The following is an 18,104-nucleotide window of genomic DNA, read 5'->3' on the forward strand; positions in this document are numbered from 1 at the left end:
CCTTCTTTGTCGTGCCTTTACTGGCCGGAATGGTGAACAACGTATGACAGATATCAATACACAACAGCAAAATACCGCTGCTTGGCAGACCCAAGACCACTTAGATGATCCAGTGGTGACTGAGCTGTACAATCGTTTTGGGCCTGATGCTTTAACGGTACAACCGACACGTACAGGTATTCCTGTTGTGTGGGTACGCCGCGAACAATTATTAGAAGTGGTGAGTTTTTTACGACAGGTTCCAAAACCTTATGTCATGCTTTATGACTTACATGGTGTCGATGAGCGGTTAAGAACCCATCGACATGCTCTTCCTGAAGCAGATTTCTCAGTTTTCTATCACTTTATTTCGATTGAACGCAACCGCGATATTATGCTGAAAGTGGCATTAGTCGAACGCGATCTCAATCTGCCGACACTGACAAAAATATTCCCAAACGCTAACTGGTACGAACGTGAAACCTGGGAAATGTTTGGTATTACCTTTCAAGGTCATCCCCATTTAACACGTATCATGATGCCTGATACATGGACCGGACACCCCTTACGGAAAGATTACCCTGCGCGTGCCACCGAATTCGATCCTTTTATGCTAACGAAAGCGAAAGAGGATATGGAGATGGAAGCTTTAACCTTCGATCCTGAAAAATGGGGGATGAAGCGCGGAACGGCCAACGAAGATTTCATGTTCTTAAACCTAGGCCCCAACCACCCCTCAGCGCACGGTGCTTTTCGGATTATCTTGCAGCTTGATGGTGAAGAAATCGTCGATTGTGTGCCCGATATTGGCTATCACCATCGTGGCGCTGAAAAAATGGGTGAGCGCCAATCATGGCACAGCTACATTCCTTACACCGACCGTATCGAATACCTAGGCGGTTGTGTAAATGAAATGCCGTATGTCTTAGCGGTGGAGAAACTGGCGGGGATTACGGTACCTGAAAAAGTCGATGTAATTCGCGTTATGCTTTCTGAATTATTTCGGATTAATAGTCACTTACTTTACATCTCGACCTTTATTCAAGATGTCGGGGCAATGACTCCGGTATTCTTTGCCTTTACTGATCGCCAGAAAATTTATGATGTGGTGGAAGCAATCACCGGCTTTCGGATGCACCCTGCATGGTTCCGTATTGGCGGAGTTGCCCATGATCTTCCTAAAGGTTGGGAGCGCTTGCTGCGTGAATTTTTGGATTGGATGCCTAAGCGGCTTAAAGAGTATGACAAAGCGGCACTGCGCAACTCGGTATTAATTGGACGCTCGAAAGGTGTTGCTGCTTATAACCAAGAAGAGGCATTACGTTGGGGAACGACTGGCGCAGGCCTTCGTGCGACGGGGCTTGATTTTGACGTCCGTAAGTGGCGACCTTACTCTGGCTACCAGAATTTTGACTTTGAAATTCCGGTGGGTGATGGAGTAAGTGATGCATACAGCCGCGTTCAGTTGAAGATGCAGGAAATGTGGCAGTCATTACGGATTCTTGAGCAGTGTTTACACAACATGCCTGAAGGACCATTTAAAGCCGACCATCCATTGACGACACCGCCGCCGAAAGAGCGCACTCTCCAACATATCGAAACCTTAATCACCCACTTCTTACAAGTATCGTGGGGGCCGGTAATGCCTGCCAACGAGTCGTTCCAAATGATCGAGGCGACCAAAGGTATCAATAGTTACTACTTAACCAGCGATGGCTCAACCATGAGTTATCGCACTCGGGTACGTACGCCTAGTTTCCCTCATCTGCAACAGATCCCGTCGGTGATCAATGGCAGTTTGGTCTCAGACTTAATCGTCTATCTAGGCAGTATTGATTTTGTTATGTCAGATGTGGACCGCTAATAATGAACGATCAAACTATCTCAATTAAAACGATCGACACGCAATCGCAATTTACGCTGAGTGAGTCCGAGCACCAAGCGATTGAGCATGAAAAGCACCATTATGAAGATCCGCGTGCTGCCTCAATTGAAGCATTGAAAATAGTACAAAAGCAGCGTGGTTGGGTTCCTGATGGGGCTATTGATGCGATTGCAGAGGTGCTGGGTATTCCAGCCAGTGATGTTGAAGGCGTGGCGACGTTCTATAGTCAAATCTATCGTCAGCCTGTTGGGCGTCATGTTATTCGCTACTGTGACAGTGTGGTCTGCCATATTACCGGTTACCAAGGGATTCAGGCCGCGCTGGAAGAGGCGTTACAGATTAAGCCTGGCCAAACTACCGCTGACGGTCGTTTCACGTTACTGCCAACGTGTTGCTTAGGTAACTGCGATAAAGGCCCAACCATGATGGTGGGTGATAACACGCATGTGCATTTGACCCCCGAGTCCATCGCCTCGCTGCTGGAGCAATACTCATGAGCATCAAAACGATTATCCGTACAGCAGAAACGCATCCACTAACTTGGCGTTTACGTGATGACAAACAGCCAGTCTGGTTCGATGAGTACTGTTCAAAAAATGGCTATGCGGGAGCGCGTAAAGCATTGGGCAGCATGGCGCCTGATGAGATCGTTGCACAAGTCAAAGACTCAGGCCTAAAAGGGCGGGGTGGGGCTGGGTTCTCCACTGGCTTGAAATGGAGCTTAATGCCGAAAGATGAGTCGATGAATATCCGTTATCTGCTCTGTAATGCGGATGAGATGGAGCCGGGGACTTATAAAGATCGCCTCCTGATGGAACAGATGCCCCATCAACTGGTGGAAGGCATGCTGATTAGCGCTTTCGCCTTGAAAGCCTACCGTGGCTATATTTTCCTACGTGGCGAGTACGTGGAAGCGGCAGAAAATCTACGTCGTGCGATTGAAGAAGCCAAACAAGCCGGGTTATTGGGTGAAAATATTCTCGGGACAGGCTTTAACTTTGAACTTTTTGTACATACCGGTGCAGGACGTTATATCTGTGGTGAGGAAACCGCCCTGATTAACTCCTTGGAAGGCCGTCGTGCCAATCCGCGTTCTAAACCGCCATTCCCTGCTAGTGCTGGTGTATGGGGGAAACCAACGTGTGTTAACAACGTCGAGACGCTCTCTAATGTGCCTGCAATCTTAGCTAATGGTGTTGAGTGGTATAAGGGGCTTTCTAAGAGCGATGATGCCGGAACCAAAATGATGGGCTTCTCAGGACGCGTGAAAAATCCCGGTTTGTGGGAACTGCCTTTTGGGATTACCGCACGCGAAATCTTAGAGGATTATGCTGGTGGCATGCGCGATGGGCTGAAGTTTAAAGCCTGGCAACCGGGTGGTGCGGGCACGGATTTTTTAACGGAAAGTCACTTAGATTTACCTATGGAGTTTGCAAGCATCGGTAAAGCAGGGAGCCGTTTGGGGACCGCCTTAGCAATGGCCGTCGACCATGAAATTAATATGGTCTCCTTAGTGCGTAATCTGGAAGAGTTTTTCGCGCGCGAGTCTTGCGGCTGGTGTACACCTTGTCGTGATGGATTGCCTTGGAGTGTAAAAATTCTCCGTGCATTGGAGCAGCGTAAAGGTCAACCCGGTGATATCGAAACGCTCGAACAACTTTGTCGGCAACTGGGACCGGGTAAAACTTTCTGCGCCCACGCGCCAGGGGCTGTTGAACCGCTACAAAGTGCAATTAAATATTTCCGTGAGGAATTTGAAGCCGGTATTGCGCCACAGGTGTTTGGTAATGCCCGTGCTATTAGTGGAATACAGCCGAACTTATTAAAGAGTCGTTGGTAATTCGTTCGCCTTAGGGTGAAACGGACACACAAAAATAAGTATTAATGTTTAACGCTCGCGTCGAACCGAGCCTTACTTGAGCATGTTGACTATGGCTACAATTCATGTAGACGGAAAAGAGTATCAGGTGAATGGGGCAGAGAACTTGCTACAAGCTTGTCTCTCCATGGGCCTTGATATTCCCTATTTTTGCTGGCATCCGGCGCTAGGGAGTGTTGGGGCATGTCGTCAATGCGCGGTTAAGCAATATCAAAATGCAGAAGATACCCGTGGTCGTTTGGTAATGTCTTGCATGACACCGGCTGCCGACGGGACCTTTATTTCGATTGATGATGCCGAAGCGCGTGAATTTCGCGAAAGCGTGGTGGAGTGGTTGATGACTAACCATCCCCATGACTGCCCCGTGTGTGAAGAGGGCGGTAACTGCCATCTTCAAGATATGACGGTGATGACCGGCCACGCCTTCCGTCGTTATCGCTTTACTAAGCGTACTCACCAAAACCAAGATCTCGGTCCCTTTATCTCCCATGAGATGAACCGCTGTATCGCTTGTTATCGCTGCGTACGTTACTACAAAGATTATGCCGGTGGCACTGACCTTGGTGTATACGGTGCTCACGATAATGTTTACTTTGGTCGCACCGAGTCAGGAACATTAGAAAGCGAGTTTTCGGGTAACCTCGTCGAAGTCTGCCCAACGGGTGTATTCACCGATAAAACGCACTCCGAGCGCTATAACCGTAAATGGGATATGCAGTATGCCCCAAGCATCTGCCAGCAGTGCAGCATTGGCTGTAATACCAGTCCCGGTGAGCGTTATGGTGAACTCCGTCGTATTGAAAACCGTTTCAACGGTAGCGTAAACCACTATTTCCTCTGCGATCGTGGACGGTTTGGTTATGGCTATGTGAATCGTGACGATCGTCCTCGTCATCCGCAGCAACGTCATGGCGATAATTGGGTAACGCTTAATGCTGAGCAAGCGATCACTGTTAGCGCTGATTTGTTACGCCAAGCTAAACGTGTCATCGGTATTGGCTCAGGGCGTGCGAGTATCGAAAGTAATTTTGCCCTACAGCAATTGGTTGGCCAAGAAAACTTCTCTACGGGCATGCCTGTGAATGAGCAACGTCGTGTCGAACTGATTATCGATATTCTCCAAAATCGTGGACTCTACACCCCCTCACTGCGTGAGATTGAGCAGTACGATGCCGTGCTCGTGTTAGGTGAGGATCTGACACAAGTTGGCGCACGTGTCGCGCTCTCGGTACGTCAAGCCGTTAAGGGTAAGGCGCGGGAGTTGGCAGCAGCACAGAAAGTGGCTGATTGGCAGATTGCGGCGATCTTAAATATCGGTCAGCATGCCAAACACCCACTCTTTATGACTAGCGCACAACCTACACGCCTTGATGATATTGCCGCGTGGAATTACTGTGCGGCTGTGGAAGATCAAGCCCGTTTGGGATTTGCTATTGCTCATGCGATCGATGCCTCTGCGCCAGCCGTTGAAAATTTTGATACTCAGCTTCATGCAAAGGTCGATGTGATCGTGCAGGCATTGAGTGGGGCGAAAAAACCGCTAATTATTGCGGGTACTCATGCTGGCAGTGATGAACTTTTACATGCGGCCGCAAATATTGCCCAAGCATTGAAGGCGCAAGGAAGTGACGTCGGTATTACCTTATTGGCACCACAAGCCAACAGTATCGGGGTTGGTTTATTGGGTGGGAAACCACTGGAAGAGGCATTAGATCTGCTGGTAACAGGCGAAGCTGAAGCGGTTGTGATTATGGAAAATGACCTTTATCGTCACTTACCCGCCGCGACGATTGATGCTGCCCTGGATCGTGCCGAGCAGGTGGTCGTCCTTGATCACCAAGCTACACAGACGGTCGAACAGGCTTCTATTCTCTTATCGGCCGCCAGTTTTGCAGAAGCCGATGGTACCTTGATCAATCAAGAGGGTCGAGCACAACGCTTCTTCCAAGTCTATGACCCCGCTTACTACGATACAACGGTTACTCAGCTTGAGAGTTGGCGTTGGCTTCATGCATTAGAACGCGCAGTCACTTGTCGTCAGACTGACTGGTCACAATTAGACAATGTGATTGATGCTGTGATCAGCGAGAAACCTTTCTTAAACGCGATTAAAGAGGCGGCACCTGACGCTTCCTTCCGTATCCGTGGTCAGAAACTCGCGCGCTCACCACACCGTTCTAGTGGTCGGACGGCAATGCGTGCCAATATCAGTGTTCATGAGCCGCGTCAGCCGCAAGATAAAGACACAATGTTCGCCTTCTCAATGGAGGGGAATAACCAACCCGATGCACCACGCTCTCAAATTCCTTTTGCTTGGTCGCCAGGCTGGAACTCGCCTCAAGCATGGAATAAATTCCAAGATGAGGTGGGGGGGCATCTGCGACATGGTGATCCGGGCGTACGCCTCTTTAACGGAGAAGGTCAGCCGTCAGCATGGTTTACGACGATCCCTGCCGCTTATCAGCCACAGGAACAATGGCGGGTAGTACCACTATGGCGTCTATTTGGCAGTGAAGAGCTCTCGCAACGCTCTGCCGTTTTTGAGCAACGTATGACCCCTGCCGAGGTTGTCTTACACCCGGATGATGCGGCAAAACTGGGACTTGAAACAGGACAATCGGTCCAATTGCAAGCGCTCGGTGTTTCGATGGCGTTACCGTTGCGTATTTCAGCAAGTCTATCCCGAGGATTAATCGGACTCCCTGTGGGCATGCCCGGTATTCCGCCTTACTTAAGTGGCGCAGAGGTTGATATGTTGCAGGAGGCACAAGCATGAGCTGGTTCACACCTGAAGTGACGGATGTCATTCTGCAAGTGGTTAAATCGGTCGTGATATTACTGGTGGTCGTTGCCTGTGGCGCGTTTATGAGTTTTGCAGAACGTCGTTTATTAGGCTTATTCCAGAACCGTTACGGGCCTAACCGTGTCGGCTGGGGAGGATCATTACAGCTCGCGGCCGATATGATCAAAATGTTCTTTAAGGAAGACTGGGTACCGCCTTTTACTGACCGTGCTATTTTCACTATGGCACCGGTCATTGCTTTTGTCTCCCTGCTCTTGGCATTTGTGATCGTGCCAGTCTCACCAACGTGGAAAGTGACCGATCTGAATATTGGTTTACTCTTTTTCTTCATGATGGCAGGTCTTGCCGTTTACGCCGTGTTATTCGCCGGATGGTCGAGTAATAATAAATATTCACTACTCGGAGCAATGCGTGCTTCTGCACAGACGCTCAGTTATGAAGTGTTCTTGGGACTCTCATTAATGGGTGTTGTCGCGCAAGCGGGATCATTCAACATGACGGACATCGTTAATAGCCAAGCGCATTTATGGAATATCATCCCGCAATTTCTAGGATTTATCACATTCTGTATCGCGGGCGTGGCGGTATGTCACCGACATCCTTTTGACCAGCCAGAAGCTGAGCAAGAACTTGCCGACGGTTACCACATTGAATATGCCGGGATGAAATTCGGCTTATTCTTTGTAGGGGAATATGTGGCGATTACCACAGTCTCTGCGTTGATTGTTACCCTCTTCTTTGGTGGGTGGCACGGCCCTTGGCTACCGCCATTTGTCTGGTTCGCCTTAAAAACCGCTTTTTTTATGATGATGTTTATCTTAATTCGTGCGGCGCTTCCGCGTCCACGCTATGACCAAGTGATGACCTTTGGTTGGACAGTCTGTCTGCCGCTTACCTTATTGAATTTACTCGCCACTGCGGCGGTTATTCTCTACAGCGCGCAGTAAGGAATAGCACCATGAAAATAAAAGATATTGTGGTGGGTTTTGGAACCCAAGTCCGAAGTATTTGGATGATAGGTATGCATGCGTTTGCCAAACGTGAAACGCAAATGTATCCCGAAGAGCCGGTTTATTTGCCTCCCCGTTATCGTGGACGGATTGTCTTGACACGAGATCCCGACGGGCAAGAGCGGTGTGTCGCCTGTAACCTCTGTGCGGTAGCCTGTCCGGTAGGCTGTATCTCGTTGCAAAAAGCCGAGATGAACGATGGCCGTTGGTACCCGGAATTTTTCCGTATCAACTTCTCTCGCTGTATTTTCTGTGGGTTATGTGAGGAAGCCTGTCCGACGACGGCAATTCAATTAACCCCGGATTTTGAGCTAGGGGAGTTTAAGCGCCAAGATTTAGTCTACGAGAAAGAAGATTTATTAATTTCAGGTCCAGGCAAATATCCTGAATATAACTTCTATCGGATGGCGGGTATGGCGATCGACGGCAAAGAGAAAGGCTCTGCAGAAAACGAAGCCAAACCTATTGATGTAAAAGGCTTATTACCCTAAGGAGTCGGGCATGGAATTCGCGTTTTATCTTTGCGGCATTATTGCCATCCTTGCAACGTTACGTGTGATCACGCATAGCAACCCTATTCACGCGTTGCTTTATTTAATTGTGTCACTACTGGCTATCGCAGGGGTGTTCTTTTCGTTAGGCGCATACTTTGCTGGTGCACTCGAAATTATCGTTTATGCCGGTGCAATTATGGTGCTGTTTGTCTTTGTAGTAATGATGTTGAACCTTGGGAAAAGTACAGTTCAACAGGAACGCGAGTGGCTCAAGCCTTCGTTATGGATTGGGCCTGGCGTTATCGCATTGCTACTATTAATTGTCATCGTTAGGGCTATCTCCACAGTTAATGATCGCGGTATTAACGGTACCGTTATTGCGGCGAAAGAAGTTGGCGTTAGCTTGTTTGGTCCTTATGTCTTAGCGGTTGAGTTGGCCTCAATGCTGTTACTAGCTGGTGTGGTCGTGGCCTATCACTTGGGACGTGAAGAGCGTCGTGGTGAAGTCCTCACCAATCGTGCAGACGATAGGGCAGATAATGAAAAGGAGGAGCGAGCATGATCCCTTTACAACATGGCTTAATTCTCGCGGCGATCCTCTTTATTATGGGATTTACCTCGATCATTTTACGTCGAAATTTACTGTTTATGTTGATCGGTCTTGAAATTATGATCAATGCAGCTGCGTTAGCCTTAGTTGTTGCCGGGAGCTATTGGGGACAAGCTGATGGGCAAGTGATGTATATCTTGGCGATCAGTTTGGCAGCGGCAGAAGCCAGTATTGGTCTTGCCCTACTGTTACAACTCCATCGTCGTCGTCAGACACTCAACATTGACTCAGTGAGCGAGATGCGCGGATGAACCTACTCTATTTAACTGTCCTTTTTCCCCTAATTGGGTTTGTATTACTGGCCTTTTCACGGGGTCGTTGGAGTGAGAATCTTTCCGCGACCATCGGAATAGGATCAATCGGACTTGCTGCCCTCACAACGCTGTATGTGGGAATGGATTTTTTCGCTCACGGTCGTGCTGTTTTTGAACAGACACTTTGGACATGGATGAGTGTACCGCCATTTACCATCCCTGTACGGTTCACCCTCGACGGGCTTTCTATGACCATGTTATCGGTGGTCACTGGTGTTGGCTTCTTTATCCATATGTTTGCATCATGGTATATGCGTGGTGAGGAAGGCTACTCCCGTTTCTTCGCCTACACCAACCTATTTATTGCAAGTATGGTAGTGCTAGTGCTAGCCGATAACCTAATGCTGATGTATCTCGGGTGGGAAGGGGTAGGGTTATGCTCATACCTATTAATTGGTTTCTATTACACCAATCCCGATAACGGCAAAGCGGCAATGAAAGCCTTTATCATTACCCGTGTCGGAGATGTGTTTCTCGCTTTTGCGCTATTCATCCTTTACAACGAGTTGGGTACCCTCAATTTCCGAGAAGTGGTTGAGTTAGCTCCTCAGCATTTCGCGGCTGATAATCATATGTTGCAGTGGGCGACATTGATGTTATTAGGGGGAGCCGTCGGGAAATCGGCACAACTTCCTTTGCAAACGTGGTTAGCGGATGCGATGGCGGGGCCAACCCCCGTTTCTGCGCTGATCCATGCGGCGACTATGGTGACTGCGGGTGTTTATTTAATCGCTCGCACACACGGTTTGTTCTTGCTGACGCCTGAGGTTCTTCATCTCGTCGGTATCGTAGGAGCTGTAACGTTAGTCTTAGCAGGTTTTGCTGCGTTAGTGCAAACCGATATCAAGCGCGTTCTAGCCTATTCAACGATGAGCCAAATTGGCTATATGTTTTTGGCACTAGGCGTTCAAGCGTGGGATGCGGCGATATTCCACTTAATGACCCACGCCTTCTTTAAAGCATTACTTTTCCTCTCTTCAGGATCAGTCATCTTAGCCTGCCATCACGAACAGAATATCTTTAAGATGGGCGGGTTACGTAAATCCATCCCTCTGGTCTATATCTGCTTCTTGGTCGGCGGTGCGGCGCTTTCAGCCTTACCGATCATTACTGCCGGCTTCTACAGTAAAGATGAGATTTTATTCGGTGCAATGGCTAATGGTCATCAAGGATTAATGATTGCCGGATTGGTCGGAGCCTTCTTAACCTCGATCTATACTTTCCGTATGATTTTCATCGTCTTTCATGGTGAAGAGAAAATTAAAGCGCACGCGGGTAAAGGAATTACTCATCATCTACCGTTACTGGTTTTGTTGGTGCTGTCGACCTTTGTTGGCGCAATGATTACTCCTCCTCTGGCAGGTGTTCTACCGGAAAATCATTTTTCTTCCGAAGGTAAAGTGATGTTAGAGGTCGTGTCAGGCAGTGTCGCGATTATCGGTATTCTTATTGCCGCTGCCCTGTGGTTAGGCAAGCGTCGTGTGGTGAATGCCGTTGCGGCAAGTGCCCCGGGGCGTTTCCTTTCGACGTGGTGGTTCGCGGCATGGGGATTTGATTGGCTTTATGATCTACTGTTTGTAAAAACGTTTAAAGCGGTAGGTTGGATGCTGAAATCAGATCCTTTAAATGGGCTGATGAATCTGTTTGCGGTCCTCTCACAACTGCTCAATCGTGGGTTGGTGGTTGCTGAGAACGGTTATGTGCGCTGGTACGTTGCGTCAATGGGTATCGGTGCTGTGGTTGTGCTAGCGTTACTGCTGGTGATCTAGGGTGCGTAGGTGAGGGCACTTTTATCCGTGCCTTTGCCTCCAAGCGTAATTTTTTTGAGCAATATGACTCAGAATCACTAAAAAAGGGAACTCTACGCCGTGTTACTACCTTGGCTAATTATCCTCCCCTTCGTTGGCGGCTTACTGTGCTGGCTGACTGAACGCTTAGGCGTTAAAGTACCGCGCTGGATTGCGCTCGTCACGATGGGGCTAACGCTAGCACTTACTTTGCAACTCTGGTCGCAAGGTGGGTTTTCGTTCACACAGACTGCAGGGGTTGACCATTGGCAGTCCTCCTTTACCTCAGCGTGGATCCCACGTTTTGGTATTACCTTCCATTTAGCGATAGATGGCTTATCGTTGTTAATGGTCGTCCTCACGGCGCTGCTTGGCCTAATGTCAGTATTATGTTCGTGGCAAGAGATCCAAAAGCGACAAGGATTTTTCTACCTTAATCTACTCTGGATTTTAGGTGGTGTGATGGGGGTATTCCTATCCCTCGACATGTTCTTGTTCTTTTTCTTCTGGGAACTGATGCTAGTTCCGATGTATTTCTTAATCGCATTATGGGGCCATAAAGCCTCTGATGGTAAGACGCGTATCTCGGCGGCGACCAAGTTCTTTATTTATACGCAGGCTTCCGGTCTCGTTATGTTGATTGCGATTCTTGGTCTGGTCTTTACTCATTACTCTGCGACGGGCGTGTGGACGTTTGCCTATGAGCAACTGATAAACACCCCAATGTCACATAATGTTCAGTATTTGTTGATGTTGGGATTCTTTATTGCTTTCGCAGTCAAAATGCCTATCGTGCCGCTGCATGGCTGGCTACCTGATGCACATAGCCAAGCTCCGACAGCGGGGTCGGTTGACTTAGCGGGGATCTTACTGAAAACGGCTGCTTACGGCTTGCTACGTTTCAGTTTGCCATTCTTCCCACAGGCTTCCGCAGAATTTGCACCGATTGCAATGGGGCTTGGGCTCATCGGCATCTTCTATGGTGCGTGGATGGCCTTTACGCAAACTGATATCAAGCGCCTTATTGCTTATAGCTCGATCTCACATATGGGCTTTGTCGTCATTGCTATCTTCACAGGCAGTCAACTGGCGTATCAAGGTGCTGTCGTACAGATGATCGCACACGGGCTGTCATCGGCTGCGCTGTTTATCCTCTGCGGCCAGTTGTATGAGCGGTTACATACCCGCGATATGCGGCAGATGGGGGGACTCTGGGCACGCATTAAATGGATCCCGGCCATGTCGCTGTTCTTCGCAGTAGCTAACTTAGGGATGCCCGGTACGGGGAACTTTGCCGGGGAATTTATGATCCTTACCGGTAGCTTCCAAGTGGTCCCTGTCATTATCGTGATTGCTACCTTTGGCTTAGTGTTTGCCTCGGTGTATTCGTTAATTATGATGCAGCGTGCCTACTACGGTGCGCCAAAATCAGATACACCACTGGCGGCGATGAACGCGCGTGAATTCACCATAATTTTGATTTTAGTGGTATTAGTCGTGTTATTGGGGGTATTCCCACAACCGATTCTAGATACCTCTTCATCGACCATGAATGCCATTCAGCACTGGTTTAATGCTTCACTTACAATGACAAGGCAGTAATCCGCCATGACAATAACTTCTCAACAATTGATCTCACTCTTACCGATGTTAATCGTTGGATTAACGGTGGTAGTGGTGATGCTATCCATTGCTTGGCGTCGCAATCATTTTCTGAACGCTACGCTGACGGTGATTGGTCTTAACCTTGCGCTTTTCTCGTTGTGGATCCCCGCGCATCAACCGGTCACGATGGTGACCGACTTACTCAGCGCCGATCATTATGCATTGTTCTATAGTGGACTCGTGATTTTAGCGAGCTTGGCTACCTGTACCTTTGCTTATCGCTGGTTGGAGGGTTATGCCGATCATAAAGATGAATTTTATCTTTTAGTCTTGATCGCGGCGCTGGGCGGTATTGTATTGGCGTATGCGGATCATTTCGCCTCACTATTTATTGGGGTGGAGTTACTATCCTTACCATTATTTGGTCTAGTCGGCTACGCCTTCCAGCAAAAACGTTCGTTAGAAGCGGCAATAAAATATATGATCCTTTCTGCCGCGGCGTCCTCGTTTATGTTGTTGGGGATTGCGTTCATCTATGCGGCAAGTGGTAGCCTCGGTTTCGCTAATTTAGCGCAAGTGTTAAGTCAGTCAGGGGAGCAATTTCCACTCCTGATTACTGGATTCGGGCTACTTATAATTGGTTTAGGTTTCAAACTATCATTAGTGCCTTTCCACTTATGGACACCCGATGTCTATCAAGGTGCCCCTGCGCCGGTTTCGGCTTTTCTCGCAACGGCCAGCAAAATCGGTATCTTTGCTGTACTGATCCGTTTATTTGTTTCAGTGCCTGTGACCGATAATGAATCCATACGCGTAGTGCTTGCGGTGATTGCTTTTGCCTCCATCTTAGTGGGTAACTTAATGGCAATATCGCAAAGCAACCTGAAGCGACTACTTGGTTATTCATCTATTGCTCACCTTGGGTATTTATTGATTGCGTTGATTGCAACACCTTCCCACCAACTCTCGTTGGAGGCGACAGGAATTTATCTTATCGGCTATTTACTCAGCTCATTGGTTGCATTTGGCGTGATAAGTCTAATGTCTTCACCTGCTCATGGCGGTGACACGGATTCACTCTACTCATACCGCGGTTTATTTTGGCAGCGACCTGTACTGGCTGGGGTAATGGCGGCAGCCATGTTATCACTGGCCGGCATTCCTTCTACCTTTGGCTTTATCGGTAAATTTTACTTACTGGCGAATGGTGTTGAGGCGCATTTAGGGTGGTTGGTTGCGGCGGTAGTTATCGGTAGTGCGATCGGATTGTATTACTACTTACGAGTGACAGTCAGCCTTTTCTTAAAAGGACCTGAACAACGTAATCTCGATACTCATGATAACTGGGCCTACACTGCAGGCGGTATAGTGGTGTTATTGTGTGGGGTGATTATCGTTTTAGCGGGCTTCTATCCACAACCATTAATTACCTTAGTTCAGTTGGCTCAACCTCTGCTCTAACGATAAATAGAACCTCTATTAAAACGCCTGATGAATTTCATCGGGCGTTTGTATTTAAGAAACTGATGTGGTGGATCACAAAATTAAGATACTAAAACCTTTTCTCATATAAATATGATAATAAAGCGCTGTCGTTGGTGTGAGGTCAATACTGAGGGCTTTTAGGGATATTAGCTTGAATCGGTCGGATTTTAAGAACGAGCGAGATAGAAAGCTATGGGTTAATGTTGTGCTGGTTCACATATATAAAAAAGCCCAGGACGTATAGTGATGGGCTTTTCGTACCAAAATAATTAGATCGATTTCTTCTTCAGATGGTGTAGAGATTGGCCAACTAGCTCTTTACAGCGGTTCACATTTTCATTGGTTGGTTGTTGGGCTAATTGCGGGTGTGTTTTCAACACATGGTTAAAGGCCATCCGTACTTCATTACCGACATTCATAGTTGCTGCATCGGTCTCTGCAACAGGATGACTATTCAATTTAATATGAGTACAGATACCGGCGATTTGTGCACCTTCGGATTGCCCAGCAGCCATATTCGCCATAGCTGTACCACTCACTAACATTCCAATCATTAATAAACTAGCTTTACGCATAGCGATTTCCTTTTACGTTAAGAGATTAAGCGAGAATATAGTAAGAATAGGTGATGATTTCAAAGCTTGCACAATTTTACTATAGCAAATTCTTGTGGCTGAAATAGCTATGGCAAATTATAGGTATGAAGCAATAGCCGTTATCTTATCGGGTGGGAGTGTGCGTTGGTAGGAATAGCGTATGGCTTGTTTGTGCAAAACTCCCCAAAGTGAGATATCAACACTTTGGGGAGTTTTATTTAGTTGCCAGCAGTCATCTTACGATCATCAACATATTGACGTTGATCAGCCGCAGGCGGGAAATATTGGTATAGCCATGTTTCAGATAGCGTTTGATCTTTAGTTCTTAAGAACATCCGCATCGTGACAGGTGTGGTACTGTCGCTATTTGGATACCAATCAAACAAAATACGATAAGTATTTGTCGGCTCGACATAGAGAATTTCAACTTGTTTAAATGTCCCTGAGGAGAGGGTAATTACAGGTTCAATGCCTTTAGGTGCCGCGGCTTTCAGTTCTGCGCCGGTAAAGTCGATGGCGAAACGACGACACCAAGTGTCAGGGAAGTGCTCACCGGGTGCCCAACCTTCAGGAAATCCACCAATACCGGTACGTGTTGACACCACCCGAGATAGTGTACTTTGTACCGGTGGCGTTGCACTCCAATACAAATTATAAGCAAAACTAAGTTCTGCACCAGCTTTAATCGCCGCGGCAGGTTGCCAGAAACAGACGATATTATCGAGTGTTTCACCGGTAGTAGGGATCTCCATGAGGGAAACCATTCCTTTACCCCAATGCCCGACAGGCTCTACCCATAAACTTGGGCGTTTATCGTACCAACCAATAACATCTTGATAATCGTTAAAGTTATGATTGGTTTGCAGCAGGCCAAACCCTTTTGGATTTTCATCAGAAAAATCATTAAAAGAGAGCTGACGTGGGTTGTTGAGGGGAAAACAGATCCACTCACCTTTGCCTGTCCACATTTCTAAGCGGTCTGAGTCATGGATTTGTGGATGGTAGGTATTACACATTCTTCGCTCATTCGTGCCGCAACTAAACATACTGGTCATCGGGGCAATACCCAGTTGTTCAATATCTTTACGTGCGTAAAGACTGTTCTCAATTTTCATCACCGTTTGTTTGTCTTCACATGAAATCGTGAATTTGTATGCACCAGTGAGGCTTGCGCCATCGAGAAGGGCATAGACCACAAAGGTTGTCGCATCGGCTTTTGGCGTTTCAAACCAGAACGCAGTAAAGTCGGGAAATTCTTCATGCTGTGTAAAAGTATTAACGGCGACGCCACGTGCCGATAATCCATATTGGAAGGTATCATCCACCGCACGAAAGTAACTGGCGCCTAAAAATGCCACTATATCGCGTCGTGCTAATTCTGGTGCTTTGAACGCTCGGAAGCCAGCAAAGCCGAGATCCGTTTTACCTTGTAGCTGTTTTACATCGACATTCGCATCGTGATAGTTAAACAATTCCGGACGAAAATGGATTTCACGGGCGTCTTGGCTGGCGGTATCAATAGAGAACATTCTAATTGGGCGTTTGAATCCCATACCGACATGGAAAAATTGTACGTCTAATTGACGATGCGGCACGTTTGCCCATAGGGATTGCTTCGCATCATATTGAATGCTGTTATAGGCTTGCGGGGTGAGGTTGGCCAGAGTCTCGGGGAGAGGGCCTGGCGCGCCTGCCCACGGTGTAGCGGCAAGTTGCTTTGCATGGGCTTTGAGTTTATCAAAGTTAAATTTCTTTGCAGTACCATCGGCAATGCCATCCGCTGCCCATACCTGATTTGACAATAATCCTGAGATCCCAGAAAGGCCACCAAGAGTGGATAGTGCGACTGAGGCTTTAACAAACTTTCTACGATTCATGCCGAAAACGTTTCCTTAGAGCAATGGAATAATGGGGAGTATTTCCCCTACGATGATAATGATTCAACTACTATAGCGTGCTTAAAATTCGTTTTGCTACTGCTTTTAAGAGTAATCTTGTGTGTTGTTATTCTTACATAAAATTTGATGATTAGCAGCGTATGCTAAGCTGATACTGAGGTAGCACTGATAATAAATCATTCAGGGCATCATGGTTCCATTGACGAATGTAAATGGCAGAAAAAGGAGAGAATATGTCTAATAAAAATCAGCAGGCAGATCTACAACAACAGCTATCCGCCCTTGCAGACAGTGTTGAAGCCTTACTTGATGCAGAGGTTGATCTTACTGATACCTATTATCTCGGACTAAAAGCTAAGGCTGAACAGGCACTTAAACAAGCACGTGAATCCTTAGGTATTCAAAAAGAGACCCTTTTCGCACGAGGTAGCCGCAAGATCCGCACGATTAATCGGTTTGTGACTGAGCGCCCTTGGCGTAGTTTGGCGTTGGGCTGGGCAGCAGGAATGATTTGCGGTATTGTTACGACTAAACGTTAGCAGCGAGGAGGTTGTATTCGTGAAGGTCGAAATGTTATCTACGGGCGATGAAGTGCTGCATGGCGATATCGTTGATACTAATGCGGTTTGGCTTGCTACTACGTTTTATGAAGCGGGTTACGCCATGACCTTTCGTACAACCTCCGGCGATTCATTAGCCACCTTAGTCGAGACATTACAACAGCGTAGCCAAGTCGCTGATATTCTTATCGTCAATGGAGGATTAGGCCCAACCAGTGATGATTATACGGCTCAGGCAGCGGCACAGGCGGCTGGCGTTGGGCTCGTACGTAATGAAGAATGGCTTGTCCAGCTTAACGCATTTTTCGCACGTCGGGGCAGTGAAATGGCGGCGATTAATTTAAAACAAGCCGATATTCCAGAAGGTGCTGAAATGCTACCCAATGGTAATGGGACGGCATGTGGATTCCGCCTTTATCTAAACCAGTGCCAGATTTTCTTCACGCCTGGGCCCCCGGCTGAATTTCAATTAATGGTTATGCAGCAGGTTTTGCCGCGATTACGTAAAGACTTTCCTACACCGCAACAGCTTCTCTGCCTACGCTTAACGACGTTCGGTCGTGGCGAAAGTTTTATTGCTGCTCAACTCGCGCAGATTATGCTGCCCGATGGCGTTAATCTTGGTTATCGAGCTGCCTCCCCTATAGTTGAAGTAAAATTAAGTGGTAGTGAGGCTCAGCGAGCAAGCATGTTGGCGTGTTGGCAGAAGGTTAAGACACTCTTAAATGATTACCTTCTATTTGAAGGAAAGGATAATTTCGCCAAGTCGGTGGCCGAGTTACTGATAGCTCAGCACTATCGGTTACAACTCTGTGAAGGATTTTCCGCAGGTCTGCTTTATTGGACATTAGCGGATGTACAGGCTCCGCTGTCTGACGCCCAGATCACTACGCATTATTTGGGTGGGGTGGAGAAAAACGGCGCAGTTAAAACCTACCATGCTGCGAAAAAAACGTCGCAACCTCATCAGATATTTTTAATGATTAGCCCTATTATTGAGAGCGATTGTCTTGAATTTAGTTTGGTGACACCACAGAACACGTATCAATTTAGGGTCACTGTGCCGGAGCATCTTTTGGCAACTCGGCAAAAGTTGCAAGAGATTGTGGTGTTACAGGCGTTGTATCTGTTACATCGTTGGTTAACCGATCAGCCGGTTAACATCATTTACCAAGGGTTTGAGGTGAATACTTAATCGA

General features: G+C 47.5%; 14 protein-coding genes and 1 pseudogene. 13 read left to right on the forward strand and 2 right to left on the reverse strand.

Going from position 1 to position 18,104, the window contains the following annotated elements; translation table 11 throughout:
• Positions 1-29: 29 nt before the first annotated feature.
• The 11 genes and pseudogenes from nuoC (at position 30) to nuoN (ending at position 13,827) form a co-directional block, all read left to right on the forward strand.
• Positions 30-1,843 (forward strand): annotated as a pseudogene (gene nuoC / locus HGT73_RS05025) (NADH-quinone oxidoreductase subunit C/D).
• Positions 1,844-1,845: 2 nt separating this feature from the next.
• On the forward strand, positions 1,846-2,361 hold the full coding sequence (gene nuoE / locus HGT73_RS05030; RefSeq protein ID WP_214212573.1) for an NADH-quinone oxidoreductase subunit NuoE: 516 nt from the start codon (positions 1,846-1,848) through the stop codon (positions 2,359-2,361).
• Positions 2,362-2,363: 2 nt separating this feature from the next.
• On the forward strand, positions 2,364-3,704 hold the full coding sequence (nuoF, locus tag HGT73_RS05035) for an NADH-quinone oxidoreductase subunit NuoF (RefSeq protein WP_214212724.1): 1,341 nt from the start codon (positions 2,364-2,366) through the stop codon (positions 3,702-3,704).
• Positions 3,705-3,795: 91 nt separating this feature from the next.
• Positions 3,796-6,519, forward strand: a complete 2,724-nt coding sequence (gene nuoG / locus HGT73_RS05040) for an NADH-quinone oxidoreductase subunit NuoG (protein ID WP_214212574.1) — start codon at positions 3,796-3,798, stop codon at positions 6,517-6,519.
• Entirely contained in the window at positions 6,516-7,493 is a 978-nt protein-coding gene (gene nuoH, locus HGT73_RS05045; RefSeq protein WP_214212575.1) for an NADH-quinone oxidoreductase subunit NuoH, read from the forward strand. Before nuoG ends, nuoH begins: the two co-directional genes overlap by 4 nt.
• 11 nt (positions 7,494-7,504) lie before the next feature.
• Positions 7,505-8,047 (forward strand): NADH-quinone oxidoreductase subunit NuoI, encoded by a 543-nt coding sequence (gene nuoI, locus HGT73_RS05050; RefSeq protein WP_214212576.1) that lies wholly within the window; start codon positions 7,505-7,507, stop codon positions 8,045-8,047.
• A 10-nt stretch (positions 8,048-8,057) separates the two neighbouring features.
• Positions 8,058-8,612 (forward strand): NADH-quinone oxidoreductase subunit J, encoded by a 555-nt coding sequence (nuoJ, locus tag HGT73_RS05055; RefSeq protein WP_214212577.1) that lies wholly within the window; start codon positions 8,058-8,060, stop codon positions 8,610-8,612.
• A complete protein-coding gene (gene nuoK, locus HGT73_RS05060; RefSeq protein WP_214212578.1) occupies positions 8,609-8,911 on the forward strand; it encodes an NADH-quinone oxidoreductase subunit NuoK in 303 nt (100 codons plus the stop codon). Before nuoJ ends, nuoK begins: the two co-directional genes overlap by 4 nt.
• Complete coding sequence (nuoL, locus tag HGT73_RS05065; protein ID WP_214212579.1) at positions 8,908-10,743, forward strand: NADH-quinone oxidoreductase subunit L; 1,836 nt, start codon at positions 8,908-8,910, stop codon at positions 10,741-10,743. Before nuoK ends, nuoL begins: the two co-directional genes overlap by 4 nt.
• Positions 10,744-10,842: 99 nt before the next feature.
• Positions 10,843-12,363 carry an NADH-quinone oxidoreductase subunit M gene (nuoM, locus tag HGT73_RS05070; RefSeq protein WP_214212580.1) on the forward strand — a complete coding sequence of 507 codons (1,521 nt, stop codon included), beginning with the start codon at positions 10,843-10,845 and terminating at the stop codon, positions 12,361-12,363.
• Between the two features lie 6 nt (positions 12,364-12,369).
• Positions 12,370-13,827: an NADH-quinone oxidoreductase subunit NuoN gene (gene nuoN / locus HGT73_RS05075; RefSeq protein WP_214212581.1), complete on the forward strand. Its 1,458-nt coding sequence runs from the start codon at positions 12,370-12,372 to the stop codon at positions 13,825-13,827.
• A gap of 293 nt (positions 13,828-14,120) precedes the next feature.
• Here the strand turns inward: nuoN and HGT73_RS05080 are convergent, their stop codons facing one another.
• Positions 14,121-14,426, reverse strand: coding sequence for a hypothetical protein (locus HGT73_RS05080; protein ID WP_214212582.1), 306 nt, complete (start codon positions 14,424-14,426; stop codon positions 14,121-14,123).
• 239 nt (positions 14,427-14,665) lie between these two features.
• Positions 14,666-16,324 (reverse strand): glucan biosynthesis protein D, encoded by a 1,659-nt coding sequence (locus HGT73_RS05085; protein ID WP_214212583.1) that lies wholly within the window; start codon positions 16,322-16,324, stop codon positions 14,666-14,668.
• A 254-nt stretch (positions 16,325-16,578) separates the two neighbouring features.
• Here HGT73_RS05085 and HGT73_RS05090 point away from each other — a divergent pair, with 254 nt between their 5' ends.
• Together HGT73_RS05090 and HGT73_RS05095 are read left to right on the forward strand one after the other, a co-directional pair.
• Positions 16,579-16,884 carry a DUF883 family protein gene (locus tag HGT73_RS05090; protein WP_214212584.1) on the forward strand — a complete coding sequence of 102 codons (306 nt, stop codon included), beginning with the start codon at positions 16,579-16,581 and terminating at the stop codon, positions 16,882-16,884.
• 19 nt (positions 16,885-16,903) lie between these two features.
• Positions 16,904-18,100, forward strand: a complete 1,197-nt coding sequence (locus HGT73_RS05095; protein ID WP_214212585.1) for a CinA family nicotinamide mononucleotide deamidase-related protein — start codon at positions 16,904-16,906, stop codon at positions 18,098-18,100.
• Positions 18,101-18,104: the final 4 nt, after the last annotated feature.

The sequence above is a fragment of the Rosenbergiella australiborealis genome, assembly GCF_018494035.1.
GTDB classification, from domain to species: domain Bacteria; phylum Pseudomonadota; class Gammaproteobacteria; order Enterobacterales; family Enterobacteriaceae; genus Rosenbergiella; species Rosenbergiella australiborealis.